General features: G+C 60.5%; 23 protein-coding genes and 1 pseudogene. 12 read left to right on the forward strand and 12 right to left on the reverse strand.

Annotated elements, in window-relative coordinates; genetic code table 11:
* The first annotated feature begins 4 nt into the window (after positions 1 to 4).
* Together LRS06_RS15180 and LRS06_RS15185 are read left to right on the forward strand one after the other, a co-directional pair.
* Positions 5 to 1,183, forward strand: a complete 1,179-nt coding sequence (locus tag LRS06_RS15180) for an acyltransferase family protein (protein ID WP_257872243.1) — start codon at positions 5 to 7, stop codon at positions 1,181 to 1,183.
* A gap of 72 nt (positions 1,184 to 1,255) precedes the next feature.
* The gene (locus LRS06_RS15185) at positions 1,256 to 1,786 is read left to right on the forward strand and encodes a DUF2059 domain-containing protein (RefSeq protein WP_257872244.1); all 531 of its coding nucleotides are present in this window, start codon (positions 1,256 to 1,258) and stop codon (positions 1,784 to 1,786) included.
* A gap of 430 nt (positions 1,787 to 2,216) precedes the next feature.
* Here LRS06_RS15185 and LRS06_RS15190 read toward each other — a convergent pair whose 3' ends face one another.
* The 3 genes from LRS06_RS15190 to LRS06_RS15200 all read right to left on the reverse strand — a co-directional run bounded on the left by LRS06_RS15190 (position 2,217) and on the right by LRS06_RS15200 (position 7,150).
* Positions 2,217 to 2,852, reverse strand: coding sequence for a hypothetical protein (locus LRS06_RS15190; RefSeq protein ID WP_257872245.1), 636 nt, complete (start codon positions 2,850 to 2,852; stop codon positions 2,217 to 2,219).
* Between the two features lie 141 nt (positions 2,853 to 2,993).
* Entirely contained in the window at positions 2,994 to 5,999 is a 3,006-nt protein-coding gene (locus LRS06_RS15195; RefSeq protein ID WP_257872246.1) for a glycoside hydrolase family 3 N-terminal domain-containing protein, read from the reverse strand.
* Between the two features lie 134 nt (positions 6,000 to 6,133).
* A complete protein-coding gene (locus tag LRS06_RS15200) occupies positions 6,134 to 7,150 on the reverse strand; it encodes an alkaline phosphatase D family protein (RefSeq protein WP_257872247.1) in 1,017 nt (338 codons plus the stop codon).
* 190 nt (positions 7,151 to 7,340) lie between these two features.
* Here LRS06_RS15200 and LRS06_RS15205 point away from each other — a divergent pair, with 190 nt between their 5' ends.
* Entirely contained in the window at positions 7,341 to 8,600 is a 1,260-nt protein-coding gene (locus tag LRS06_RS15205; RefSeq protein WP_257872248.1) for a carboxypeptidase-like regulatory domain-containing protein, read from the forward strand.
* A gap of 180 nt (positions 8,601 to 8,780) precedes the next feature.
* On the opposite strand, the gene LRS06_RS15210 is transcribed toward LRS06_RS15205, so the two are convergent.
* The gene (locus LRS06_RS15210) at positions 8,781 to 9,497 is read right to left on the reverse strand and encodes a 3-ketoacyl-ACP reductase (protein ID WP_257872249.1); all 717 of its coding nucleotides are present in this window, start codon (positions 9,495 to 9,497) and stop codon (positions 8,781 to 8,783) included.
* Between the two features lie 147 nt (positions 9,498 to 9,644).
* Here LRS06_RS15210 and LRS06_RS15215 point away from each other — a divergent pair, with 147 nt between their 5' ends.
* The gene (locus tag LRS06_RS15215; protein WP_257872250.1) at positions 9,645 to 11,441 is read left to right on the forward strand and encodes a DUF885 family protein; all 1,797 of its coding nucleotides are present in this window, start codon (positions 9,645 to 9,647) and stop codon (positions 11,439 to 11,441) included.
* Between the two features lie 69 nt (positions 11,442 to 11,510).
* On the opposite strand, the gene LRS06_RS15220 is transcribed toward LRS06_RS15215, so the two are convergent.
* Positions 11,511 to 11,831, reverse strand: coding sequence for a hypothetical protein (locus tag LRS06_RS15220; protein WP_257872251.1), 321 nt, complete (start codon positions 11,829 to 11,831; stop codon positions 11,511 to 11,513).
* A gap of 91 nt (positions 11,832 to 11,922) precedes the next feature.
* Between LRS06_RS15220 and LRS06_RS15225 the strand changes: the two genes are divergently transcribed.
* Entirely contained in the window at positions 11,923 to 12,624 is a 702-nt protein-coding gene (locus LRS06_RS15225; RefSeq protein WP_257872252.1) for a diphthine--ammonia ligase, read from the forward strand.
* 587 nt (positions 12,625 to 13,211) lie between these two features.
* Here the strand turns inward: LRS06_RS15225 and LRS06_RS15230 are convergent.
* Positions 13,212 to 14,135: a hypothetical protein gene (locus tag LRS06_RS15230; protein ID WP_257872253.1), complete on the reverse strand. Its 924-nt coding sequence runs from the start codon at positions 14,133 to 14,135 to the stop codon at positions 13,212 to 13,214.
* A 116-nt stretch (positions 14,136 to 14,251) separates the two neighbouring features.
* Positions 14,252 to 14,569 carry a hypothetical protein gene (locus LRS06_RS15235; protein WP_257872254.1) on the reverse strand — a complete coding sequence of 106 codons (318 nt, stop codon included), beginning with the start codon at positions 14,567 to 14,569 and terminating at the stop codon, positions 14,252 to 14,254.
* A 288-nt stretch (positions 14,570 to 14,857) separates the two neighbouring features.
* Between LRS06_RS15235 and LRS06_RS15240 the strand changes: the two are divergent.
* The 3 genes and pseudogenes from LRS06_RS15240 to LRS06_RS15250 all read left to right on the forward strand — a co-directional run bounded on the left by LRS06_RS15240 (position 14,858) and on the right by LRS06_RS15250 (position 16,796).
* Positions 14,858 to 15,273: pseudogene (locus LRS06_RS15240) on the forward strand (thiol-disulfide oxidoreductase DCC family protein).
* 75 nt (positions 15,274 to 15,348) lie between these two features.
* Entirely contained in the window at positions 15,349 to 16,353 is a 1,005-nt protein-coding gene (locus tag LRS06_RS15245) for a zinc-binding dehydrogenase (protein WP_257872255.1), read from the forward strand.
* 179 nt (positions 16,354 to 16,532) lie between these two features.
* Positions 16,533 to 16,796, forward strand: a complete 264-nt coding sequence (locus tag LRS06_RS15250) for a hypothetical protein (RefSeq protein ID WP_257872256.1) — start codon at positions 16,533 to 16,535, stop codon at positions 16,794 to 16,796.
* 62 nt (positions 16,797 to 16,858) lie between these two features.
* Here the strand turns inward: LRS06_RS15250 and LRS06_RS15255 are convergent, their stop codons facing one another.
* Together LRS06_RS15255 and rfaD are read right to left on the reverse strand one after the other, a co-directional pair.
* The gene (locus LRS06_RS15255) at positions 16,859 to 18,250 is read right to left on the reverse strand and encodes an FAD/NAD(P)-binding protein (protein WP_257872257.1); all 1,392 of its coding nucleotides are present in this window, start codon (positions 18,248 to 18,250) and stop codon (positions 16,859 to 16,861) included.
* A 248-nt stretch (positions 18,251 to 18,498) separates the two neighbouring features.
* Positions 18,499 to 19,467, reverse strand: a complete 969-nt coding sequence (gene rfaD, locus LRS06_RS15260; protein WP_257872258.1) for an ADP-glyceromanno-heptose 6-epimerase — start codon at positions 19,465 to 19,467, stop codon at positions 18,499 to 18,501.
* Positions 19,468 to 19,651: 184 nt separating this feature from the next.
* On the opposite strand from rfaD, the gene LRS06_RS15265 reads away from it, so the two are divergent.
* The 4 genes from LRS06_RS15265 (at position 19,652) to lpxB (ending at position 23,301) form a co-directional block, all read left to right on the forward strand.
* Complete coding sequence (locus tag LRS06_RS15265; RefSeq protein ID WP_257872259.1) at positions 19,652 to 20,572, forward strand: ABC transporter substrate-binding protein; 921 nt, start codon at positions 19,652 to 19,654, stop codon at positions 20,570 to 20,572.
* Positions 20,569 to 21,573: an iron ABC transporter permease gene (locus LRS06_RS15270; protein WP_257872260.1), complete on the forward strand. Its 1,005-nt coding sequence runs from the start codon at positions 20,569 to 20,571 to the stop codon at positions 21,571 to 21,573. The genes LRS06_RS15265 and LRS06_RS15270 overlap by 4 nt, the downstream gene beginning before the upstream one ends.
* 110 nt (positions 21,574 to 21,683) lie before the next feature.
* Positions 21,684 to 22,100 carry a 6-carboxytetrahydropterin synthase gene (locus LRS06_RS15275; protein ID WP_257872261.1) on the forward strand — a complete coding sequence of 139 codons (417 nt, stop codon included), beginning with the start codon at positions 21,684 to 21,686 and terminating at the stop codon, positions 22,098 to 22,100.
* A 91-nt stretch (positions 22,101 to 22,191) separates the two neighbouring features.
* On the forward strand, positions 22,192 to 23,301 hold the full coding sequence (lpxB, locus tag LRS06_RS15280) for a lipid-A-disaccharide synthase (RefSeq protein ID WP_257872262.1): 1,110 nt from the start codon (positions 22,192 to 22,194) through the stop codon (positions 23,299 to 23,301).
* A gap of 104 nt (positions 23,302 to 23,405) precedes the next feature.
* Here the strand turns inward: lpxB and clpX are convergent, their stop codons facing one another.
* The 3 genes from clpX to LRS06_RS15295 form a co-directional block, all read right to left on the reverse strand.
* Positions 23,406 to 24,629 (reverse strand): ATP-dependent Clp protease ATP-binding subunit ClpX, encoded by a 1,224-nt coding sequence (gene clpX, locus LRS06_RS15285; protein WP_257872263.1) that lies wholly within the window; start codon positions 24,627 to 24,629, stop codon positions 23,406 to 23,408.
* A gap of 250 nt (positions 24,630 to 24,879) precedes the next feature.
* Entirely contained in the window at positions 24,880 to 25,587 is a 708-nt protein-coding gene (locus LRS06_RS15290; protein WP_257872264.1) for a ClpP family protease, read from the reverse strand.
* Positions 25,588 to 25,778: 191 nt separating this feature from the next.
* Positions 25,779 to 26,075 (reverse strand): hypothetical protein, encoded by a 297-nt coding sequence (locus LRS06_RS15295; protein WP_257872265.1) that lies wholly within the window; start codon positions 26,073 to 26,075, stop codon positions 25,779 to 25,781.
* Positions 26,076 to 26,083 lie beyond the last annotated feature (8 nt).

The raw sequence follows: 26,083 nt of genomic DNA on the forward strand, positions 1-26,083 counted from the left end.
CGCTATGAATACTACTACCCAAGTTGCTCTTCAGACTACCGGCATCGAGCCGCTGGTAGAAGCTTCCCCCGCCCGCCTGCTTTCCCTCGACGTGTTCCGGGGCCTGACGGTGCTCACGATGGTGCTCGTGAACCACCCCGGCGACTGGGGTCACATCTACGAGCCGCTGGAGCACGCCAAGTGGAACGGCTGCACCATAGCCGACCTAGTGTTTCCGTTTTTCCTGTTCATCGTGGGGGTGTCGGCGGTGTATGCCCTGGACCGCAGCCGGCAGGACCCGGCGCTGCGGCCGGCGGCGCTGCGGGGCGTGTGGCGGCGGGCCCTGCTGCTGGTAGGCGTGGGCATCCTGGTGGCTTTGCTGCCCTACTTCGATTTTGGTGCGGTGCGGCTGCCGGGCGTGCTGCAGCGCATCGGGCTGGTGTTTGGCGTGTGCGGCACGCTGTTTCTGTATACCTCCCGCCGGCAGCAGCTCTGGCTGGTAGCAGTGCTGCTGATCGGCTACAACATCCTGATGCAGCTGGTGCCCGTGCCCGGCTACGGTCCGGCCAACCTGGAGCCCGAAACCAACCTCGGGGCCTGGCTCGACCGGCTCATCTTCACCGAAAAACACCTCTGGCAATACAGCCGCACCTGGGACCCCGAAGGCCTACTGGGTACGCTGCCCGCCGTGGGTACCGGGCTGCTGGGCGTGCTGGCCGGGCAGTGGCTGCGCCGCAAGGAGGTGGAGCCCGCCGCCAAAGTGGCCTGGCTGTTTGTGGATGCGGTGTTGCTCACGGCCCTGGGGCTGCTCTGGAACCTGTGGTTTCCCATCAACAAAGCGCTGTGGACCAGCTCCTTCGTGCTCTTTGTGGGTGGGCTGGCCCTGGCCCTGCTGGCCACGCTCTACTGGCTCTGCGACTTGCAGGGCTGGCGGCGCGGTCTGGCCTGGGCCCAGGTGGCGGGTGTGAACGCGCTGCTGGTGTTCGTGGGCTCTACACTGGTAGCCCGCACGCTCAATATGTGGACGGTGACGGGCCCGACGGGCACGCCCGTGGGAATGCAGGAATGGCTTTACGGTCGGTTTTTTGTGCCCTACTTCGCCTCGCCCTACGTGGCTTCCCTGGCCGGGGCGGTGGTGTGCGTGGCTATCTGGTACGGGGTGCTGTGGGTGCTGTACCGGCGGCGCATCGTGGTAAAGCTGTGAGGCCGCCCGCGCATCCAGGTTATTTTCCGGACCTTGCGGGCTGATGTTTGTTGTTTTGAATCCCCGTTGTGTATGACGTTGTTTGATTTCACCCGCGTTCCAAAAAGTGGCCTGCTGCTGGCCGCTACCCTGCTGCTGACGGCCCCGGCCGCCCTGGCTCAAACCACGCCGGCCGCGCCAACGGCTCCCGCTGCTTCGGCCCCGGCGCCCGTATCGGCCGGCCAGCGCAAAGCCGCCGAAAGCCTGCTGGAAGTTATGCAGTCCGAAAAAACCACCGACCAGGCCATCAACCAGATGCTGACCATGCAGGTAGAGCAAAATCCTAACCTGAAGAAGGTAGAGCCCGAAATGCGGGCCTTCATGGCCAAGTACATGAGCTGGTCCTCGCTGAAGGAGGAGATGGTGCAGCTCTATGCCCGGGAGTTTTCGGAGAAGGAGCTAAAGGAGCTTACCAAATTTTACCAGTCGACCACCGGCCAGAAGTTTGTGAGCAAGCAGAACATGCTACTGCAGTCCTCCATGCTGCTGGGCCAGCGCCGCGTGCAGGAAAACCTGCCGGAACTCCAGCGCATGATTGAGGAAAAAATGAAGGGCCAGGAGTAGCGGCTCAGGCTGCAAGATCCTTCAGAATAAAACCGTCATCCAGAGGCATGGCTGAAGCCGTTCGCCCGGCTGACGGTTTTTATCATACCTACTCGCTCAGTGTATACCCCGCGAAATCCTAGTGGGGCTAGGTCTTGAGCAGCTTTCCGGTGACAGCGTGTTCAGTGGCTCCTGTATCCTCATTCCTGGCATCTAGTAGCGCAGGTGAGATAGGAAGAATACCTCGAGCTAAGCAGAAGCCGGCCAGGTTGTACTTTCTCGTTATGCTGCTTTCGCCCTGTGTTCAGGTTGCCTTCGCTATGCCTTCGGTGAAAGGGTGGGTTGAAGGGTTGCTGGAATGAGGCTGGAAATTGTAGAAAAGCAAGAACACTTCTGCCGTTTTCACGCAGTGTCCCGCAGTGTTGGGCGCGGTATTTCAGGGATGTTGTACCTACGGCAGTCGGTACCACAACGTGCCGCCCTCAACAAACCCGACGACGCCGTAGCCTTTGGCATAATATACAAGCCGGGCCGGCCGGAGGCGTGGAAATTCAACTGGCGGGGAAGTCTGGCTGTTGGAAATGCGCAGCACCGGCCCGTAGTCGATGCCGCCCAAACGCAGGCTGGGTAGCAGCTGGTGCGTGGTATCAGATAGTTGCTGCCCGCTACCTACCTGTTCGAGCGGCAGCACGTTGCTGAAGCCAATATCCCAGCGTACCAGAGTATAGGTGCTGCCTTCACCATAAGATGGCCCCTCATCCGCATTCGCTTTCATACTGAGTATAGTAGTTGCATACGAATAAGGAAGCGAATCAAGCTCGGTGGGAGAGGTGGCAGGGTTATGCACGTAACGGAGCGTGTCGGTGCGGAGAGCGTACACATCCAGCGTTTGATACTTAACTTTCTTAGCTGGGCCAAGATATACCGGCGCATCACCCCCCAAAGAGTATTGATGCAGCTGATCATCCACATTGGTAATGGTAAACGTGCGTATGCTGCTGTTCCGGGCGTTGCCGAAGCGTAGTATGTCCCCGGCTTTGTAGGGCTGCCAAGCCAGCTGCTCGGCGGAGAGTTTATATTCCTTCACAGGCTCCGGGGAACAACCGAAGATTAGGAGAAGGCAGCCAACTAAGATCAGGGTATAGTTTCTCATAAGTAATTGGTTTAAAGCTAAGACCTGCTGTACGCTGAACAGGTTGCAACCTGTCCCAAAACTCTGTGCAAAACGCTACTTCCGCACCGCCTCAATAGCTACCTGCAGAATTTGCGTGCGCACGTTCAGGTCGGATAGCTTGTTGTTGCGGCGGCTGGGGTTCACGCGGTTGGAGAGGAAGATGTACACCAATTCCCGCTCGGGGTCTACCCAGATGTAGGTGCCCGTGAAGCCGGAGTGGCCAAAGGAGCTGGCGCTGGCATCGTGGGCGGTGTTGCCGGCGGGCGGCGTGGCGGGCCTATCGAAGCCCAGGGCGCGGCGGTTCTGGGGGCAGAACTGGCAGCGCGTGTACTCAGTAAGGGTTTCCTTCTTGATGAGCTGCTGCCCCCCAAACTGGCCACCGTTGGCGTAAAGCTGCACCAGCTTGGCTAGGTCCGTAGCCGAGCCGAACAAGCCCGCGTGGCCCGAGAGGCCCCCCAACAAGGCCGCGCCCTCATCATCTACGGTGCCGTGCAGCAGCTGGCGCCGGAACAGGGAGTCGTATTCCGTGGGCACGAGTCGGCTGAGCGGGAAGCGGTTGGTAGGGTTGAAGCCCAGCGTGGTAGCGCCTAGGGGCTGGTAGATTTCCTCCCGCAGGTACTGGTCGAAGGGCTTGCCCGTGAGGCGCTGCACCAGCAGGGGGTAGAGGTAAAACGACAAGTCGGAGTACACGTAGCCCGGCTTGGCGTTCAGCTCTGATTCGCCAATGTCCTTTACCAGTCTAGCGGGCAGGGTGCGCCGCGCCCATACGCCGGTAGCCACCTCCAAGGGGAAGCGCCGCGACGAATCCTGCCGGAAAAATCGGTGCCGGAGCTGGCCCTGCTTGTTCACGTAGTCTTTCCAGAAAGGAATCCAGGCTTTCAGGCCGGCCTGGTGGGTGAGCACGTCGCGCAGCTTCAGATTGGCTTTGTTGGTTTTCTGAAGCTCGGGGAAATACTCGCCCAGGGTTTTATCGGGGCTGAACTTGCCTTCGTCCTGCAGCTTCATCAGGGCCGGCAAAGCTGCGGCTACTTTGGTGAGCGAAGCTAGGTCGTAGAGGTCGGTGTTGCGCACCGGGCGGGCGGCTTTGCCAGGCTCCGCGAAGGTGTGGGTGCCGTAGCTTTTGCGCAGCACCACCGTGCCGCGCCGGGCAATAAGCACCTGCGCCCCCGGCGTAGCCCGGGCAGCCAGGGCCTGGGCCATCACCGAGTCCACCCGGGCTTCCAGACGTGGGTCCATCTGCACGTCTTCGGGAGCCCCGAAGCGCAGCCGCTGCCCGGGCTGGGTGCGCAGGCCTTTGCCGTAGCTGTACCGGTCCGAAACCGTAACGGGGAGCTTGCCCTGCGCCCCGAAGGAGCCGAAGATCAGTTCCGCGGCCTTTTCCTGGGCGTTGCGGCTTTCCTGGTAGGCCACAATAACTGCGTCGGCGCGGTCCAGGTCGCGCACCTTGGCCACGGCGTAGGCCGAGCCGAACACGCACACCACCATCCGCTGCCGCGCCGCGCCCAGCTCCCGCAGCAGCACGTTGGTTTCCGCCGTCACCCCGAAGTTGGTGGCGGGCAGGCGCCCCAGGTTGTTCAGCCCCACCAGAATGGTGTTGTAAGGCCGCAGGGTTTCGCGCATCTGCGCCAGCTCATCCAGCGTGGGTGTGGCGGGCAGCCAGAAGTGGCGCACGGGGGCGTAGTCGGCCACCATGCGCTGGAAGTCGGTGGTGTCCCTGGTGCCGATGGTAAGCGTAGCCAGCCGCAGCGTATCGAGGCGGGGGAGGGGCAGCAGGTTTTTCTGGTTGCGCAGCAAGGTCACACTCAGCTCCGAAAGGTGGCGGCTGAGGTACTGGGCGTGAGCCGGGTTCAGGTCCTGGGTGAGGTTGCGCAGTTCGATAGGGCTGTACTTGTCCAGGCCCGCCCACTGCTTCAGGGCCAGCACCTTGCGGCAGCGCCGGTCGATGTCGGCCTGGGTTAGCTCGCCCCGGGTAATGGCGGCCCGCACCATCTGGATGGCCAGCGGAATGTTCTTGCTGAACTCCAGCACGTCGTTGCCGGCCAGCAGGGCACGCACGTCGGCCTCGCCGGGCGGGTACTTGCTGATGACGCCCTTCATGTTCATAGCATCGGTGAAGATGACGCCCTCAAAGCCCAGCTTGCGCTGCACCAGGTCCGTGACGATGGGGCGCGAGAGGGTAGAGGGGGTACCGGTGCTGTCGAGGGCCGGGATGTTGAGGTGGGCAATCATCAGCCCGCCCAGGCCGCGCCGCATCAGGCTTCGGAAGGGGTACATTTCCAGGGTGTCGAGGCGGCGCTCATCTACCCGCACCAGGGGCAAGGCCAGGTGGGAATCGGTGTCGGTGTCGCCGTGGCCGGGGAAGTGCTTGGCCACGGCCAGCACGCCCGCGTCCTGCATGCCCTTCATGTACTGAAAGCTTTTCTCGGTCACGTTTGCGCGGTCCTCGCCCCAGCTGCGGAAGCCAATGACGGGGTTAGCCGCGTTGTTGTTGATGTCGACCACCGGGGCGAAGTTCACGTGCATGCCCAGGCGGCGGAACTGCCGCGCCACCTCGGTGCCCATGTCGTAGAGCAGTTGGTTTTCCTGGATGCCGCCCATGCTCATCTGGAACGGGAAGCGCACCACGCTGTCCAGGCGCATGCCCACGCCCCACTCGGCATCCATGGCCACCAGCAGCGGCACTCGGGATTGACTCTGGTAGCGGTTCAGCAGGCGGCTCTGACGCACTGGCCCACCCTGAAAGAAGATCAGTCCCCCGATGCCGTACTGCTGAATCAGGGCCGACACCGAGTCCTCATCGATGCGCTGACGGTTGGAGTAGGCGGCCACCATAAACAGCTGGGCCACACGCTGGTCGGGCGTAAGCGTGCGCATCACCGAGTCAACCCAGCGCGACTGGCTGAGCTGGGCGGCGAAGGGCAAAGGTAGCTTAGTAGGCTGGGCAGCCACCGGCGCCGCGGGTTTAGGCTTGGCCGGGGCGGCTTTCCGGCGCTGAGCCAGCGAGTCGGTGGGGCGCAGCAGCGCAAAAGCCAGAAGCAGGAGCGAGAGAAAGCGGAGCAAGGGCAAGCGGCGACAGAAATAGCGTGAGTTGCGAAGTTAGCTTGGCTGGGTTTATAGTTTCTGGTTTATAGTTTCAGGTTGCTGATCCAGAAAACCAACCGCGCAACTAGAAACCAGAAACGAGAAACCAGCAACTACTTTAGTTTGATATCCTGAGTGTAGAATACCTGGCCTGCTTCTCCCTTAAGCGCCGCCGTAACATGCAGCCGCCGGCCCTGGGCCCGGAACCGGAACAGGCCGTAGTGCTTCTGATTCACGAGCGGGCCCACCCGCAGCTGGTTTGGCTCGCCCTGGTTCTGGGTGGCCGGGTGGGTGAGGCCGCTGGACGTCACTTCATAAATAGGCTGCGGCAGCCCCGGCAGCGTGAGCCGCGACATTTCCCCGATGTGCCGGTCCCCGCTGATGAGCAGCAGGCCGCGAGGCTTAGTAGCCGCCAGCAAATCCAGCAGGCGCTGGCGGGCGCTGGGGAAGTTGCTCCACTTCTCGTAGCGGTGCTCCTGGGGCAGAAACTGGATGCCCGAGGCAATGATGTGGGCGTCGGCCGTGGAGCCGCGCAGCTGCTGCTCCAGCCACTGCCACTGCGCCTCGCCCAGAATGTCGCCGGTGAGGTTGTGGTGGTACACCAGGGCCTTGTCGCGGTAGAGCGTGTCCTGGAAATACCGGTCGTCGAGCAGGATGACTTTCACTTTTCGCTTGCCCACCGGGTAGTCGTAGGCGGCGTAGATGCCCTCCTGCCGACGGCGCGGACTGCCAGCCAGCTCCTCCAAGAAGTCCAGGGCAATCTGCTGGTTCTGGGCCTTGAAGGGGTAGTTCTTGTCCCCGTCGTTGCGGCCGTAGTCGTGGTCGTCCCAGGTGCCGATGACCTTAGTGCCCTGCTCGCGCAGCTGCCGGTAGCCGGGCTGGTTGAACTGGGCGTCGTACTTCTGGCGCAGCACCTTGGGGTCGTCGGAGTCCCCGTAGATATTGTCGCCGAGCCAGATCCAGACCTGGGGCTTGTCGGCGGCAATATCGTCCCAGAGCGGCTGGGGCAGGTCTTGGCGGTTGCAGGAGCCGAAGGCCAGGCGAAGCTCGTCGGCAGCCGGCGGTTGGTTGGAAGCCGTACAGCCGGCCAGCAGAACCGGCAGAAACAAAAGCAGGCGGAGGTAGTTCATGCGCCAAAGATGCAGGTTGTGGAGTGCCACGGGACCCGCTGGGAGCCAGCCGCCCCGAAAATTTAATCGGCCGGAAACTTGCAGGGGCAGCCGGGCGGTTCGGTTTCTTTACGGTTTGTTTATATGCCGGTGCCGGGTACCGTCGTTCTGGCTATACTTGTTCTGTTGTTCTTCTTAAGTTTTCGAAGCCTTGCGTTTTCCTCTGATTCTTGCCCGGCTAACCCCGGCCGGCCGCCGCGGCAGCCTGCTCCTGCTCTTGCTGCTGCTTGCCGCCGCCGCCCATGCCCAGGTACTCCTGCGCGGTACCGTAATTGATGCCGACACCCGCGAGCCGCTGCCCTTCGTGAGCATCGGCGTGAGCGGTACCTCCCTGGGCACGGCCAGCAACGAAAACGGCGAGTTCACGCTTTCGGTGCCGTCGTTGCCCCGCACGCTGGTGGTGTCGGAGCTCAGTCACCAGAAAGACACGGTGCGCGTAACCAGCGCCGGGCCGCTCACTCTGGAGCTGCGCACGGCCTCCATCACCCTGCCCGAGGTGAAAGTAGGCAGCTATCCTTTTCAGCTCGTGGATCGGGCTTACCGCCGGCTCCTGCGCGACAACCGCCAGAAGTTCTACGGTAAGGCCTTCTACCGGCAAACCACCCGCATCAACGGGGCCCCAACCGAGTTGCAGGAAGTTATCTGGAATGTGAAGTCGAACAGCTCCCGCATTGAGGGCACCACCATTGCGCAGGGACGCTACGCGGGGGTGCCCACGGTGAATAACTTCAGCAACTTCTCGGTGTATACCCGCATGTTTGGCCTGTTTACCCCCGATTCGACGATTTCGCTGGCTTTGCTCAGCCCCAACACGTTTCAGAACTACCTGCTCGAGCTGAAAGGCATTGTGGCCGGGGCCGACTCCACAAAGGCCGGGGTGGCCGAAATTGACTTCGAAACGCGCCCCGAAATCAAGTACCGGGCAAAAGGAACCGTCTGGATTGATGCCGATACTTACCAGGTGCTGCGCTACCTGGTTTCCACGCCCTCGTTCACGGGCACGTCTACCAATCCCACGCAGAAGTTCAGCAACCCCGAAATGCAGTACGATATGGCCTTCCAGGAAGCCGCTTCGCCTGATGCGGTGGGTCCGCTTACTTACGTGAAAACCAGCCTGACTGCCGACTTAACCCAGCCCGGTAAAACGACGCTGCCAGTGAGCGTGCAGACCCTGACGTTCTTCTACGATACCTCTACCACCCCCACCGACCTGCCGTATGCCCGTGCCAGCCTCGACGACCGGGACCTGGATGCCATTCGCAGCGTGAAGTACAACCCCGAGTTCTGGGAAAACAACTCCATCGTGAAGCGTACGCCGCTGGAAGACGAGGTAATTGCCGCCTTCGAAAAGCGCGGTGCTTTTGGCACGATGGTCAAGAAAGCCCCCACTAAAGCTGCGCCAAGAAGATAAAATAGTGAGCCTGATGAGCTGATTGCCCATACGGTGCCCTTCGCCCTGAAACCTAAAAAGCCCCTGACGTGAACCTACACGTCGGGGGCTTTTTGCTTGGGAATGGTACTGAACCGGCCGAATGGCTTCGCGCCATCAACACGTTAAACTCATTCATTCACTCAGTTGCTCATTCACTGGCTATGGGTTGGTGCTCCAGAGGCCAGCTTCCTTGATGAAAACGCGGCGGTTGAGCTTGAGCTGGGCCACGATGAGCTCGGCCAGGTCTTCGGGCTGCGCTACTTTGTCGGGGTTGCCGTCGGTGAGCTTGTTGTCTAGGGCCAGGGGCGTAGCAATAGTGCTGGGCGTGAGGGCCGACACGCGGATGTTGTGCTTGCGCACTTCCTGCATCAAAGACTCGGTGAGGCCCAGCACGCCAAACTTGGAGGCACTGTAGGCGCTGGTAGTAGCCGCCCCGCGCTGCCCGGCCGTGGAGGAAATGTTGATAATGTCGCCGCGCTGGCGCTCAATCATGCCGGGCAGCACGGCGCGCGTCACGTAGTACGTGCCCAGCAAATTTACTTGGATGATGTGCTCCCACTCGGTGGGCTCCATGTCCAGGAACTTGGCAAAGGTGCCGATACCCGCGTTGTTGATGAGGATGTCGATGGGTCCCAGCTCGGCGCTGAGCTGCTGCACGGCGGCCTCCACGGCGGCGCGGTCGGCTACGTCGGCGGCTACTAGCGCCGTTTTCACGCCCAGGGCCCGGATTTCGGCCGCTACTTCCTGCAGCTGACTTTCCGTGCGGGCCAGCAGGGCCACGTGGGCGCCTTCCTGCGCAAAGGCTACGGCCACGGCCCGGCCGATGCCTTTGCCGGCGCCCGTCACGAGGGCTACTTTGCCTTGTAATGATTCCATGAGAATGAATGCTAAACAGTGGATTGAGGCTATATAACCCGCCCGCGTCAAAAGTGTTGGCGCCCGGCCGCGGCCCTGCCGGCTTGTGGCGCTGGGAAGCTCAGCTTTTCGGGCTACATTCCGCCCCCAACCTCTTTTCCTTCGTGTATGCGTAAAATTGCCTTGACGGGCCTCCTGGCCGGGGCGCTGCTGGGAAGCTGTTCCCAACAGAAATCCGCCGAAACCTCCACGGACGCCGCTGCTTCCCCTGCCGTGCAAGACCTCAACAAGCTGTTTGATAACTATTGGGAGGAAAATGCCAAACTCTTCCCGCTGGATGCCACCTCTCAGGGCGACAACCGCTACAACGACCAGCTGCCCAACGACGGCACCCTCGCCTTCCGCGAAAAGCAGCGCGCCACCTACCAAAGCTACCTCGACCAGTTGCACAAGTTCGACCGCGCCAGCCTCACGGCCAACGACCAGATCAGCTATGACATCTTCGAGTACGAGATGCAGAGCCGGCTCGAAGGGCTAAAGCTGAACGCCTGGATGATACCGTTTCAGCAGTTCTGGGGCCTGCCGCTCAGCCTGGGCCAGTATGGCTCGGGTGAAGGCGTGCAGCCTTTCAAAACGGTAAAAGACTACGAAAACTGGCTGGGCCGCGTGCGGCAGTTCCCGGCCTGGGCCGATACGGCCATCAGCAACTTCCGCCAGGGCATGCGCACCGGCGTGGTGCTGCCCAAAGCCCTGGTGGTAAAGATGATTCCGCAGATGCGCGACCTGGTGGTGAAGGATGCCGCCCAAAGCCTGTTCTACGGCCCCATCAACCGCTTTCCCAAGGAATTCACGGTGGCCGAGCGCAAGCAATTGTCGTTGGCTTACCAGGAGGCTATCCTCACCCAGCTGGCGCCCACCTACCAGAAGCTGGCGGATTTCCTGGAAAAGGAATACCTGCCGAAGGCCCGTGCCAGCACCGGCATCGGGGTTATTCCGGAGGGGCCGGAAACGTACCGCTACCTGGTGAAGTACTGGACTACTACGGAGAAAACGCCCGACGAAATTCACCAGATCGGGCTGCAGGAAGTGGCGCGCATCCGGGCGGAAATGGAGCAGGTAAAGCAGCAGGTTGGCTTCAAAGGCGACCTGAAGGCGTTTTTCGAGCAGCTGAAAACCGACCCGAAGCTGATGCCTTACAAAACACCCAAGCAGGTGCTGGACGCTTTCCGGGCCATTCAGGCCAAGATTGACCCGAACCTGAAAAAAATGTTCGGCCGCACGCCCAAAACGCCGTTTGAAATCCGCCAGACGGAAGCTTTCCGCGCTGCTTCGGCTTCGGCCGAGTACAACCAGGGCAGCCCCGACGGCTCCCGCCCCGGCATTTTCTATGTGCCCATCGTGGATGCCACCAAGTTCAACGTGACCTCGGGCATGGAGTCGTTGTTTCTGCATGAAGCCATTCCCGGCCACCACTACCAGACGTCCCTGCAGCAGGAAAACGAAAGCCTGCCCAAGTTCCGCCGCTTTGCCTGGTACGGCGCCATGGGCGAAGGCTGGGCACTCTACACCGAAAGCCTGGGCAAGGAACTGGGCCTGTACACCGACCCCTACCAGCGCATGGGCGCCCTCGGCGACGAAATGCTGCGGGCCGTGCGCTTGGTGGTAGATACCGGCATGCACGCCGGCACCATGACGCGGGAGCAGTCCATCCAGTATATGCTCGACAACCTGGCGCTCAGCGAAGAGGAAGACGTGTCGGCCATTGAGCGGTATATGGCCATTCCGGGGCAGGCGCTTAGCTACAAAATCGGCCAACTCAAGATCCGGGAGCTACGCACCCGCTACGAAAAGCAGCTGGGCAGCAAATTCAGCTTGAGTAACTTCCATGACGAGCTGCTGAAGGATGGCGTAATGCCCCTGGCCGTGCTGGAGCGCAAGATGGACGCCTGGGCTAAGACCCAGTAATGAGTTGCCCGTTGTCAGGTATCATATTTGAACACTGACAACGGGCAACTGATAACCGGCAACTGAAAACTAGTCTTCCCGGGCCGCGCCTTGCTGTTGCGCCGACTGCTGAGGCATGTTCTGCACCGGCGAATTAGGGTCATTGGGGGAGCCTTGGATGGCTGCGTCGGTGGAGGTTTTCTGGTCGGCGGCCGAGCCTTCCCCGATGGGCGTATTGGTGTTCTGCTGCCCGTTCACGCTGTCCCGCTCGGTGTCGTTCTTCTGCGCAGGGGGCGCGTCGGTGAAGTCCTGGCTGGCCTGCGGGTCTTTGCCGGGCGTGTTGTTGTAGTCGCAGGAAGCCAGGGCGGCCGAGGCAGCTACGGCCAGCAGAAGGGCTGAAAGTCGTTTCATGGGTGTAGGGTATTGGATGCGGAGAAAATGGGGTTGTGGCTTGCTATACGCAACCGGCCCCGAAAGGCTACTTACCACGTAGCTTTGCCTTATGGCCGCATCTGTTTTGCTTAACTGGAGCGGGGGCAAAGACGCCGCCCTCGCCCTCTACCACCTGCTTCACGACGCCAGCTACCACGTCACGGACCTACTTACCAGCGTGTCGGAGCCCTACCAGCGCGTGGCCATGCACGGCGTGCGGGTGGAGCTGCTGGAGGCGCAGGCCCAGCGTATCGGCCTGCCGCTCACGCAGCTGCAGCTGCCCGAAATGCCGGATATGGCCACGTATGAGCAGCAGATGGTCGCTACGCTGGCGCCGCTGCAGGCCCGCGGGGTAACGCATGCCGCCTTCGGCGACATTTTTCTGGAAGACCTGCGCCGATACCGGGAGCAGCAGCTGGCACGATCGGGCCTGTCTGCTGTATTCCCGCTGTGGCAGCGCAACCCGCTGGAACTGCTGCGCGAGCTATGGGCGCTGGGCTTCCGGGCCGTAGTGGTCTGCGTAAACGAGCAGCTGCTCGACCAAAGATTCTGCGGCCGGCTGCTGGACGAGGCTTTTGTGCGCGACCTGCCGCCCGGCGTTGACCCCTGCGGCGAGAATGGCGAGTATCATTCCTTCGTGTTTGAGGCGCCCTACTTTCGAGAGCCGGTACCGTTTACTTTGGGGCAGCAGGTACGGCGCACGTATCCGGCTCCGGCGGGCAGCCCCGCTGCCACGACTGGCTTCTGGTTTCAGGATCTGCTGCCCACGTAAGGCAGCACTAATTGGGCGCGCAGGAGCACAGTACCTCCCGCGTGGGGCGGGCCACCTGGTAGTCTGGCAACGATACTTCCTTCATATAGACCACCTCCAGCTGGCGCAGGGGCGGGTGGGCGGGGTTTTGGTGCCAGATGCGCAGCAGGTAGTTGCAGTAGTAGGGGCGCATGTAGCTGTTTGATACAAACAGGTAGTTCTCCGTGTACTTGCGCCACCGGTCGTTTTTGAACAGCGCCACCACCGAGGCAGGCTTGGCGTAGCTCACGGGCCGGCCGTCCCGGTTCAGGTCGAGGCGCTGCCCGGTGGCAGTAGTGCCTTCCAGAATAAACCAGCCGTCATCCTTGAACACGGCCGGCGCAAACATGCCCCAGCGCTGGTCGACGCGAAACAGGTAGCCAAACCAGCGCACGGGCTCGGCCATCTTCCACCGGAACTGCGGCAGCGTATCCAGGTTCCACCAGCAGATATATATCAGTAACGCGCCCACGGCCGCGTCGCGCACATGGCGCAGCAGACGTAAGCTACCCGTCGGGGGTAGACGCCACTGCATGCTCACCTGTATTGGGTGCCAGCGGGTCCAGGCGCTACGCCAGGAGTGCGTGCGTGCTGCCAGCCGGGTCCAGCGCGGGTAGAGCCAATGGTCGAGGCGGTTCAGCAAGCTGGGTGGCAGCAGTCCCAGCACCGAGGCCATGTTGATCAGGTAAAACAACCCCACGAACAGGGTAAGGCTGATGCCCAGATGAAACGCGTACAGCACCCCCCACAAACAGCAGGCGCCACCACGCGTTACGGAATGGCAAAAACAGCAGAAACGGCAGCAGCAGCTCGGTGTAGTACGTCAGCAGCGTGAGCCCGCGCAACAGCTCGGCATGGGGGTACAGCCAGCGGCCCAGCGGCATCAGGATCTGGTCGAGGCTGAGGGCGTAGTAGATGGCCGTGCCGTCGTGGTTCCACTCGGGGCTGTTTTTGAGCAGGGCCGTACACCAGTACACGAGTGCCAGCTGTACCACGTAGGCCACCGTAGCCGCGCTTATATATCGGTAGGAGTAGGGCAACTGCTGGCGGTGGCTATCCAGGGAATACACGCGGCCCCAGGGCAGGAAAAAGCCCCAGAACAGGAGCATGCGCAGCAGGTCGTCGCCACCCTGCACGATAAGCGGGTTGCGGTTCTGCAAGGATATCAGCAAAAGCCAGGAAAGTGCCGTGGCCCAGCGGGTTTTGTAGCCCAGCACCACGGCCACGGCCGCCAGCGCGGCCAGCCCAAACCACATGGCCTGCACGGCCCACAAGCCGCTGCTCGTGTGCAGCGAAAACTCGTATGGGTTCCAGCAGAACTGAAATAACACGTGTAGGGGCAGCACCCCCAGGTTGGTGTAGTGCGCCTCCAGGTCGGTGCTGCGAATGGCTAGGTCCGTGAGCACCACGGCGCCGGTGGCTATGCGCAGGAGCGCCAGGGCACGCAGGTCCAGGGTAAACGGGTTCTGTAGGCCGGGTAGTTTTGGCAGCATACGCAGGGAGGTCAGCTGAGCCGGGCAGTCAACACGCGGAAAGCGGAAAGGCCTTCTACGCCCGTTTGGGGTAGAGCCTTTCCGCTTTCACGTAAAGAAGCTACTAAGTGCGCCGACTAGCGGTTGGGCGTGCCAGTTGTAGTACCGGTAGTGGTAGACGTTCCCGTCGTGCTGCCAGCGGTGTTGCCTGTTGTGGCGTTACCCGACGTGGTAGTACCTACTGTGGTGCCGGTAGTGGTGCTGCCGGACGTAGTACCCGAGGTAGTGCCATCCGTGGTAGTACCCGAGGTCGAAGTGCCGTCGGTCGTAGAGGTACCGCTAGTCGTGCCGTCAGTTGTGCCATTGGTGCTGTTCACGTCCGAAGTAGAAGAGCAGGAGCTGAAGCCCAGGCTGGTAGCGGCCAGTACGGCGGCCAGGAAAAGTGACTTTTTCATGTGAAAGGAGAGTTGGTGAGTGGTAAGAATGGGAGAATGTAGAGCAAGGATACTGCTGGTCGGAAAGAAAAGTTGTCTGAAAAATTCACGCTTTTGCTTACGGTTCAGCTTTACGTAGCAGCCCTGATATAGCTGCGGGCTCAGCCTGCGCCTGACTGCACTTAAAGAAAAGCCCATTCAGAATAAGGCCTGAGGGTGATTTAACCCGGGGAAAGTGCCATCATTTAGTGGCCTGCGTACTATACTTTCCGGTGTGGTAGTGGTTAGGTGCTACCAGTCTGATTCAGCATGCAAAAAACTTCCGCAGTTATTCTCTTCGACGGCGTCTGCAACCTCTGCAACGGCTTCGTGCAGTTCATTATTCGCCACGATGCAGCCGGGTATTTTCGCTTTGCAGCCCTGCAGTCGGCCGAGGGACAGGCGCTGCTGGGGGCTCACGGCATCAGCCTGCCGGCCCTTTCCGACCCCGATTCGGTGGTGCTGGTAGCCGATGGCCGGGCTTATCAGCACTCCACGGCCGTATTGCGCATTGCCCGCCGCCTGGGGGGCTCTGGCCGGTGCTGGCAGTAGGCCTGCTGGTGCCTCGGGCCTGGCGCGACGCGGCCTACCGGCTGGTGGCCCGCAACCGCTACCGTTGGTTTGGCCGGCAGGAAGCGTGCCTGCTGCCTACGCCCGCTCTGAAAAGCCGCTTCCTGAGTTCCTAGCGGCCCGGTATTTTTTCGGAATTTGCGGCTCTCGTTTTCAGCCCTGCACATTCTTCTTTCGTCGTTTTCCCGCCTATGCTTGCCCTTGTTCTCGATGGTATTGATCAGCCCCTGAAGCTGCGCAAAGTGCCTACGCCCACACCAGCGGCCGGCGAGGTGCAGGTACAGTTGCACGCCGCCGCCCTCAACCACCGCGACGTCTGGATTCAGAAAGGACAGTATGCGGGCCTGAAGTTTCCCATCATCCTGGGTTCTGATGGGGCCGGTCGGGTGTCGGCAGTAGGGGAGGGCGTGGAGCCGGACCTGCTGGGGCGGGAGGTGCTCATCAACCCCGGCCAGAACTGGGGCGACAACCCGGCGGCCCAGGCGCGGAGCTTCACCATTCTGGGGCTGCCCCACGACGGTACGTTTGCCGAGTATGTATGCGTGCCCGCTCGCGCCGTGCAGGCCAAGCCCACGCACCTGTCGTTTGCCCAGGCCGCCGCGCTGCCATTGGGGGGCGTCACGGCTTACCGGGCGTTGTTTACGCGGGCAGCCCTGCAGCCCGGCGAGCGGGTACTCATCAGCGGCGTGGGCGGCGGAGTAGCTTTGCTGACTTTGCAGATGGCCGTGGCCGTGGGGGCCGAGGTGTGGGTAACGTCGGGCTCGTCGGAAAAGATTGTCAAAGCTGTGGCATTAGGCGCCAGAGGCGGCATCAGCTACAAAACCGAAAAGTGGCCCGCCCAGCTCATCAACGAGGCTGGTGGAGGCTTCGATGTGGTAGTAGACAGCGCCGCTGGGCCCGGTTTCAACGACCTGCTCGACGCGGCCGCACCGGGTGCACGCATCGTGTTCTACGGGGGTACGCACGGCGCCATTCCACAGGTGCCGCCCGCCAAGATCTTCTGGAAGCAGCTTTCTATTCTGGGTTCTACCATGGGCACCGAGCAGGACTTTGCCCGGATGGTCACCCTGTTCGAGCAGCATAAGCTTGTGCCCGCCATCGACGAAATCCTGCCCCTGGCCAGTGGCGAAAAGGCCTTGCACCGCATGGCGCAGGGTCTGCAGTTCGGCAAAATAATCCTGCAGATTCTGGTGTAGACTCTGGAGAAGTACTGGCTTTGATATAATGAAGATATTTCCAGATAACTTATTGATAATAAGAAGAATAATTTTGGTCTAGGTCGATGGGTTTCTGGATTTTTTGGAATGAAATGAGGGCGAGAATCGTTATCAATCTGAACATCTGAAACGCTCATTCGACGCCGAATTTTCATCCTATGAAAGCACCTGCCGAGTACCTCAACGCCCCTGTTCTTTACCTGTCGTATCCCACCGGAGAAGCCGCCGAGTCGGTGCCCGTGGTAACCTACGACGACGCACTGCTGGCCGTGGAAGCTGCCCTGGCCGATGCCGAGCGGTACCGCTACCTGCTGATGCGCGCCCTGCGCCGGCACCGTACCGATGAGCCCGCCGTGGTTCCTTCGCTGGTTGGCAGCACGCCCGTAGTACCTATGTACTCCGATGAGGACATGGCTGCTTAGTCTTTTTCTGAACCGTTCGTTTTGTCGGGCCCACTGCTTTCCGCAGGTGGGCCTGTTGTTTTTCACGCCTGCCGCAGCTGTGCGCCCAGGTAGTGCGCCAACTCGGCTGCCTGCTGCCGCAATTCCGGCACGGCCGTCGACTCGAAGGATTGCGGGCGCCGGCTGGCTCCCAGCGTGAACAGGACGCTGGAAATGGTTTTATCAGCCTGAATGAGGCCCCCATGCACATCGGTGAGCAGACCTAGCCGTAGCGGGTCGGGCTGGAGTAAGCCGGCCTGGCGCATCTGCACAATGAGTGGTTCCTGAATCCGGGTGTAGTCCAGCAGCGGGCCGGTGCAGGCAATGACGTGCTGCGCCGTTAGTTTGCTGATGTGGCTGCCGTGCCGGGCGTGTACTCGTAGCGCCTCGCCCAGCGGTTCAATGTGCTGCACCCGGCCTATGTGCTGAGTGAGTTGCCCGCTGCGTTGCATTTCTTCCAGTAACGCCACGTTTTGCGGAGGGCTGCGGTGGCGCACGGTTGTCCAGAAAGACGCCAGATGCCGCAGAAACCGGCTTTGCTCTGCCTGGGGCCAGGCCATCCAGATTCGACCTAAGTCGGGCCGCAGTGAGTCCAGCACCGGGCGCCAGTCAATGCCTCCGGCAGCGGCCCGCCGGATTTCCTGGCGCACGGCGCGCAGTACGCAGCCTACGCTGATAAGGCCGCGCAGGCTGCGGGTATAGAACTCGGGGTAAGCCGGCTGAACGGCTATATGCGGCGCAGGCCAGCGTCCGTGGCCGGAAACCACCATGATGGGCCCTTGATGCCCCTGAGCCCGCAAGCCCAGCACCACGTCTACTGCCGTCAGCCCCGAGCCAATCAGCAGCACTGAATCGTGAATGGCAATAGTGCGCAGTGCCCCCGGCTCCCAGGGGCTGCCATGAAACCCGGGGTGGGAAAGGTACCGGCCGTCGGTTGATCGGGCGGGGGGCAGCGGCGGAAAATTGCCTAATGCCAGCACTACCGCGTCACTTACGAGCTGTGTGCCCGAGGCCAGCTCCACGGTAGCAGCTTGGCCTGCGGCAGCCGGAAGTACGGAGCTGGCGTGGGTTTGGTGCCAGTGAAACCGCAGCCCATTAGCCGCCGGCGTGGGCAGCAGCGCCTGAGTCATTTCCTGCACGTAGCGGCCGTACAGCTGGCGCGGGCAGAAGGCCTGAGCGTCGGCGGCAGGTTCGTTGCGGCCAAGCCACTCGATGAAGTGAGCAGGCTCGTCGGCCAGGAGGCTGAGTGCGCGGGCCCGGACATTCAGCAGGTACTCGGGCCGGTCGGCGCTATAGGCCAGGCCGCGCCCGAGCACCGGGCGCGGCTCCACAATATGCACGTCGCCACAGTAGGAGCCGGGTAAGCGGGCCAGGTGAGCCGCCAGCGCCGACCCGGAAAATCCTCCACCCAGAATGGTAATAACACTGCGTGGCACCGGCAAAATTGTTAAAGGCAGTTGGTAGGCTTCGTTCGAAATGAAAGATGCCTACAGGAAACCGCTACAACGAGTTCCTCCGCCTAAAAGGTAGTGCCCAAATGCATGCAGCCTGCCCGTATCCTCAGTGCCAGCTGCCCGGACAATGGGTGCCGGATTGGACGTCAGGATATTAGACTCAGTGTATAAGATTATGGCAGCCGCAAGCTGAGCGTTGGAACGTAGCTTGATCCATCCGCATCCGCTGGTTAATAGTAGGCGCCGGGCATCAGGTAGTTGCGCACGTAGTCATGGATGCCGTCTTCCAGGCGCGTGAATGGCCGGTCGTAGCCAATGCTGCGCAGCTTGCGCATATCGGCTTCGGTGAAGTACTGATACTTGTCGCGGATGTCCTCGGGCGTATCCTTGAAGTGGATGTCAGCCGTAAGATCCAGCGCGGCGAAGGTGTTCAGCGCCAGGTCCAGGAAAGTGCGGGCCTCGCCGGTGCCCAGGTTGTAGATGCCCGAGTGCTGACGGTGATGCATCAGGAAGTAGCACACTTCCACCACATCCTTCACGTACACAAAGTCGCGCATCTGCCCGCCATCGGTGTAATCGGGGTTATGGGACTTGAACAGCACCATTGAGCCGCTTTGCCGAATCTGCTCGAAGGCGTGCAGAATCACGGAGGCCATGCGGCCCTTGTGGTACTCGTTGGGGCCGTACACGTTGAAGAACTTCAGCCCGGCCCAGAAAAACGGCTTTTCCGTTTGCTGCACGGCCCAGTTGTCGAAGTCGTTCTTGGAGTCGCCGTAGGGGTTGAGAGGACGGTAAAGCGGCAGCAGCGCTTCGTCCTGGTCGGAGTAGCCGAGCGTACCTGAGCCGTAGGTAGCTGCCGAGGAAGCGTATACCAGCGGGAGCTGGTAGCGCACGCAGGCCTGCCACATCTGCTTGCTATAGTCGAGGTTGAGCAAGTCCAGCACGGCGCGGTCCTGCTCCGTGGTGTCGGTGCGGGCACCCAGGTGAAAGATGAACTCCACCTGCTCGTGGTTGACATCGAGCCAGTCGAAAAACTCGCCCCGGTCTACGTACTCGCGCAGGCGCTTGCCCTGCAGGTTGGCCAGCTTGCGCTCCACGGAAAAGTTATCGACCACCACCACATCGTTGAAGTTGGCGGCATTGAGGCGGGTGACAAGGCAGCTGGCAATAAAGCCGGCCGCACCGGTTACAACAATCATAGGGCAGAATATTTACGTCAAAGGTAGGCGGTTGCCAGGATTCAGTTGCCAGTTGAGAGTTGCCAGTTATCAGTTGATCAAAGAACCGACGGTTACACAGTCGCCGCCCTTATCGTCGTAATCGTCCCCAAAATCCGTGGAATCCACTGAAATCCGCGCGAATCCGTGGTCTATCTTTGCCGCCATGTGCTTTTCCCTTCGCCGACTGCTGCCCGTTGGTTTTCTCCTGAGCTGCCTGGTGGCTTGTCAGCCGGAACAAACGAGTTCCACCACGCCGGCTGCTACCACGCACTGGGTAACCGATGACCTCGGCCACCGCCTGCAGCTACCCACGCAGCCCCGCCGTGTCATGGCCCTGGCGCCATCCATGACGGAAATGCTCTACGCCGTGGCCGATACGGCTACCATCGTGGCCCGCACCCAGGTGTGCGACTTCCCAAGGGCCGCCCTGCGTAAGCCCGTAGTGAATAGCTACCCGTTGGATATGGAAAAGCTCGTGGCCCTGCACCCCGATGTGGTTTTTACCGTGGAAGGCATTACGTCCCAGGATGATGTGGCGCGGCTGCAGCAGCTGGGCGTGCCGGTCTATTGCCAGCGTTATACTACTGTCGAAGACATCTTTCGGGGCATGCAGAGCCTGGGCCAGCTGCTGGGCCGCTCCGGTCCCGCCCGCCACCTCACAGATTCCCTGCGCACGGCCCTGCAAGCTATTCAACGCACTGCCCCCACGGCGGCAAGGAGGCCGCGGGTGCTGGCTATTACCTGGCAGGACCCCATCTACGTATATGGGCAGAACACGCTGTTTACCGATAAGATCCAGCTGGCCGGGGGGCAAAACGCCCTCACGGAGGTTTTTGCCCAACCATACCCGGCTCTCACCCGGGAGTATATTCTGCGCCTGAATCCTGAGGTGCTGCTGGGCGGCCGTTTTGGGCAGCTTGATAGTACGTTTTTCAAGTCATATCCCGAACTTCGCCGCATTCAGGCCTTTCAGAACCGGCGCGTGTTTGCCGTTACGGGCAACCTGATGGAGCGACCCGGACCGCGCGTGGTGGAGTCGGTGCGGGAGCTGCAGCGGCTGCTCCAACAGCCGGCGCGGCCATGAAGAACGGGCAGGCAGGTCTTTGGCTGCTGCTGGGCAGCGGCGCGCTGCTGGGGCTGCTGTTGCTAGGGCTGCGCGTGGGCTCCTTTGCCATCGACTTCGACCTGATGCGCCGTGCCATGCTGCACTACGACCCCACCGAGCCCGCCCAATTGGTGCTAGTGCAGCTGCGGCTTCCCCGGCTGCTGCTGGCTGTGCTGGCCGGCGCCGGCCTGGCCGTGAGCGGCTACCTCATGCAGGCCATGGTAAATAACTCCCTGGCCGACCCTTATCTGCTGGGCACGGCCTCAGGCGCGGGGCTAGGAGCGGTGCTGTGCTTCGCGCTGCTGCCTACACTTACCTGGGCCGGCATCTACCTGCCGCCGGTGGCCGCTCTGCTGGGCGCCCTGGGCACTACCTTGGTGGTGGTAGCCCTGGGGATGGACCGGGGCCAGCTCAGGCCCGCGCCGCTGCTGCTGGGCGGCATAGCCGTCGGTTCCCTGGCTACGGCCATTGGCGGCCTGCTCACGTTCCTTTCCGATACGCCCGACAAGCTGCGCACCGTCACGTTCTGGGCAATGGGTAGCTTCGAGCGGGCCGGCTGGAACCTACTGCCGTACCCGGCGCTGGCCCTGGCAGGCACGCTGGGTCTATTTGCGTTTCTGCAGAAGGACCTGGCCATTCTGCTGCTGGGTGAAGAGCGGGCCGAGGCGCTGGGCGTGCCGGTAGCGCGCCTGCGTTGGATTCTGATAGTATCGGCCTCGGTGCTCACGGGCTGCGTAGTGGCCTTGTGCGGCCCTATTGGCTTTGTGGGGCTGATGATGCCGCACGTCACGCGCTGGCTGCTGGGCGTGACGGGGCGCTGGAATTTGCTGGTGTGCGCGCTGCTGGGCGGTTGCTTTCTGCTGGCCTGCGACTTACTGGCCCGCTTGCTCTATCCGCCGGCCGGCGTGCCCGTTGGTATCGTTACGGCCCTGTTCGGCGTACCGTTCTTCGTATATTTGCTGCGGAAAAAGGGGACTTAGAGACTCAGGAACTTGGGGATTTGGTTGCTGCCGGCCGCGTTTTGGCCTACTGCAAACCAGGCCGCAAGTGCTCCAAGTCCCTAAGTCCCCAAGTCCCTAAGTCCCTCTACATGATTTACGTCAGCCGACAGGAACACTTCAACGCCGCGCACAAGCTGTACAACCCGGCCTGGAGCGAGGAGCGCAACAAGGAAGTGTTCGGCCCCTGCTCCAATACCAACTGGCACGGCCACAACTTCGACCTCATCGTGACGGTGAAAGGCATGCCCAGCCCCGATACCGGCTTTGTAGTGGATTTGAAAGCCCTCAGCAGCCTCATCCGCGAGCATATCATTGCCCAGGTCGACCACAAAAACCTGAATCTTGACGTGCCCTTTATGACTGGCAAGCTTGCCAGCACTGAAAACCTGGTTTTGGCTTTCTGGGAAATTCTGCAGCGTGAGCTGCCGCGTATCACCACGGCCCAGCTGCATTGCCTTAAGCTTTACGAAACACCCCGCAACTTCGTGGAGTACTACGGCGAGTAGCCAGCTAAAAGGCTGCCGGGCTGAATAGTCATTTGATAGGCTATGAGCTCAGCAAGCTATTCAACCATTTCACCATTCAACTATCCAGCACTTGAAATACTACCTGATAGCAGGCGAACGGTCCGGGGATTTTCACGCGGCTAATCTGATGCTGGCTCTACAGCAGCAGGACCCGGAGGCCGAATTTCGGTTTTGGGGCGGTGAACAGATGCAGGCCATTGGCGGCGAGCTGGTGCACCACTATCAGGAAATGGCCATTATGGGCTTTTGGGAAGCGGCTACCAGCCTGCTTAAGTTTCGTGGCTACCTCAAGGAAGCCCAGCGCGACCTGCTTTCCTGGAAGCCGGACGTGGTAATTCTGGTAGACTACGCCGGCTTCAACATGCGCATTGCTAAGTTTGCCAAGGCGCAGGGCATCAAAACGTTCTACTATATCTCGCCCAAAATATGGGCCTGGAACCAGGGCCGCGTGCATCAGGTGAAGAAGGTGGTAGACCGGATGTTCGTGATTCTGCCTTTTGAGCAGGAGTTCTACCAGGGCTTCGACTACAAAGTGGACTACATCGGCAACCCCACCTCCGATGCCGTGGCCGAGCACCCGGTGAGTGCGGATTTCTACCAGCGCAACCACCTCGACCCGGAGCGGCCCATTATTGCGGTGCTGCCCGGCTCGCGCAAGCAGGAAATCGAGGAAATGCTCTTCGAAATGACGGCTATTATTCCGCCTTTTCTGGATTATCAGTTCATCGTGGCCGGCGTCGATAACCTCGACGCAAACTATTACGCCCACTTTGAGCGCAACAACGTGCGCATCATCTTCGACCAGACCTACGACCTGCTGGCCCACGCCAAAGCGGCTCTCGTTACCAGCGGCACGGCCACGCTGGAAACAGCCCTGTTCGACGTGCCGCAAGTGGTGTGCTACCGCACCAGCGCCGTGTCGTACGCCATCAGCAAGGCCGTCATCAAGGTGAAGTTCATTTCCCTGGTCAACCTCATTGCAGGCCGGGAAGTTGTGAAGGAACTCATCCAAGGCGACTTCAACGCCCGTAACCTCGTTATGGAACTCAAAAAGGTTACCGCCGACGAGGACTTCATTGCCCGGCAGAAAGCCGGCTACGCCGAAATCCGCGCGAAGCTAGGCCAGCAGCGCGCCGCCGAAAAAGCTGCCAAGCTGATGGTGGGATATTTGAAAGGGTAAAATAGTGTGTAAGCGTTATTGATAACTTGGCTTAAACTGAAAGGATATTAAAAAAGCGCGGCGCCTGATCAGGCGCCGCGCTTTTTTAATAAAGCTGCGACTATCTACGCTGCGCGTAGTTGCTTCAGCGGGGAGCTTTCGAACTTGCTGCGGGCGTATTCCTCATCGATGATGAGTTCCTGCACGCCTTCCTCGGAGGGCATATCGAACATGGCGTCCGTCATAATGCTTTCGCAGATGCTGCGCAGTCCGCGGGCGCCGAGGCGGTACTCGTCGGCTTTCACCACAATGTACTCCAGCGCGCCTTCGGAGAAGCTCAACTGAATGTTCTCCATCTCGAACAGGCGCTGGTACTGCTTCACGATGGAGTTTTTGGGCTCCGTCAGGATTTTGCGCAGGGTAGCGTGGTCGAGCGGGTTGAGGTGGGTGAGTACGGGCAGGCGGCCAATAAGCTCGGGAATGAGGCCGAACTGCTTGAGGTCCATAGCCGTCACGTAGCGCAGGAAGTTCTCAGTGTCGATTTTATCTTCCAGCTGCGTCTTGGCAAAGCCCATGGGCTTGGTGTTGAGGCGGCTCTTGATGATGCGCTCAATGCCCACAAAGGCCCCGCCGCAGATGAACAGGATGTTTTCGGTGTTCACCGTAATCATCTTCTGCTCGGGGTGCTTGCGGCCGCCGTGCGGGGGCACGTTCACGGTGGTACCTTCCAGCAGCTTCAGCATGGCTTGCTGCACACCCTCGCCGCTCACGTCGCGGGTGATGCTGGGGTTGTCGCTCTTGCGGGCAATCTTGTCGATTTCATCGATGTAGACGATGCCGCGCTCGGCTGCTTCCACGTTGTAGTCGGCGGCTTGCAGCAGGCGCGTGAGGATGCTTTCCACGTCCTCGCCCACGTAGCCGGCCTCCGTCAGTACGGTGGCATCGGCAATGCAGAAAGGTACCTGCAGAATGTTGGCCAGCATGCGCGTGAGGAAGGTTTTGCCCGTGCCGGTTTCGCCCACCATGATGATGTTGGACTTCTCAATCACCACGTCGTCCTTCTGCGGTTTCTGCATCAGGCGCTTGTAGTGGTTGTACACGGCCACCGACATCACCTTCTTGGCTTCGTCCTGGCCCACCACGTACTGGTCGAGGTACTCCTTCATCTCGCGGGGTTTCACGAGGTTGAATTTGGGTGTCTTCGAGTTGGAGCGAATCTTATTTTCTTCGTTCAGGATTTGCTGGGCCTGCCCCACGCACCGCTCGCAGATGTGGGCGTTGATGCCCGAAATCATTACGGTAACGTCTTTTTTGCTCTTGCCGCAGAAGGAGCACGTAATATCTGCCATGGATAGAAGACTCTCGGAAAAGGGGAGAAGTTGCCTGGCAGTAGCCGGGCAGCCCGCAAAGGTACAAAAACGAAAACGCCCCGCGCACCGGAAAAAGTGCCGAAGCAGCCGACGCCTACTTTAAAGCCAAAAAGCCCGCCGCTGATTTTCAGGTCAGTAGCGGGCTTTTCATTGTCATTTCGAACGAAGTGAGGAATCTGATTCTGTTCCCAGATTCCTCACTTCGTTCGGAATGACAAAAATCAGAGGCTTACGCGGATTTCTTTTCGAGCACTTCGTCGATGAGGCCGTACTCTTTGGCTTCGTCGGCACGCATCCAGTAGTCACGCTCCGAGTTGTCGTAGATTTCCTGGTAGGTTTTGCCGGTGTGCTTGGCCAGAATGTCGTACAGCTCTTTCTTGAGCTTGAGAATCTCGCGAGCGGTAATTTCAATGTCCGTCGACTGGCCTTGCGCGCCACCCGAAGGCTGGTGAATCATCACGCGGGCGTGGGGCAGGGCAGAGCGCTTGTCTTTGGCGCCCCCAGCCAGCAGTACGGCGCCCATGGAGGCGGCCAGGCCGGTGCAGATGGTAGCCACATCGGGGTTCACGTACTGCATCGTGTCATAGATACCGAGGCCGGCATACACCGAGCCACCCGGCGAGTTGATGTAGAGCAGAATGTCCTTCTTGGCATCGGCCGACTCCAGAAACAGCAGTTGAGCCGTGATGATGTTGGCAATGTAGTCGTCGACAGCAGTACCCAGGAACACGATGCGGTCCATAATCAGGCGCGAAAACACGTCGATTTCGGCGAAGCGCGTGGGGCGTTCCTCAATTACGGAGCGCGTCATGCCGGTGGGCAGCATCATGCCGGAGCGCACCTGGCCTTCCACGTGCTGCAGGTATTGATCAACACCCAGGCCGCTCAGGCCCTGGCCTTTCACGGCGAACTTGCGGAACTCTTGTTTATTCAGCATGAGGGAGAAAAATGTTAGAAGTTAGATCTGAGAACTTAGAAAGAAGATTACAGAACTGAGAATCGAAATGCCGAACAAACTAGGTTATCACCTCTAAGTTCTAGGCTCTATCTTCTCAGCTCTAAACACAAAAAAGCCCCAACGGCAAGTAAGGGCTTTTTTGTTGGTTTGAAAACCGGGTCAGCTAGCGGTTAGCTGGCTGGCTGATTGCGGAAGTCCTCGGCCGAAATCGGAGTGTCATTAACAACAATTTTGCCGCGCAGGTTTTCGAGTACTTTCTCTGCCAGAATGGCCTCATACTCCTGAATATAGTTTTTGCCGTTTTCCTGCTTGAGGTAGTTGTCGGCGAAGCCGCGCACCGATTCGCGCATCTCCTCGCTTACCTCGGGCAGGTTGAACTGGCCCATAATCTTCTCAATGGTACGCTCCACGATTTCCTCGTTCGATACCTTTAAGCCTTGCTCCTCAACTACTTTGTTGCGGATCATCGACCATT

Origin of the sequence: Hymenobacter sp. J193 (genome assembly GCF_024700075.1) — a bacterium.
In the GTDB taxonomy this organism is placed as follows: domain Bacteria; phylum Bacteroidota; class Bacteroidia; order Cytophagales; family Hymenobacteraceae; genus Hymenobacter.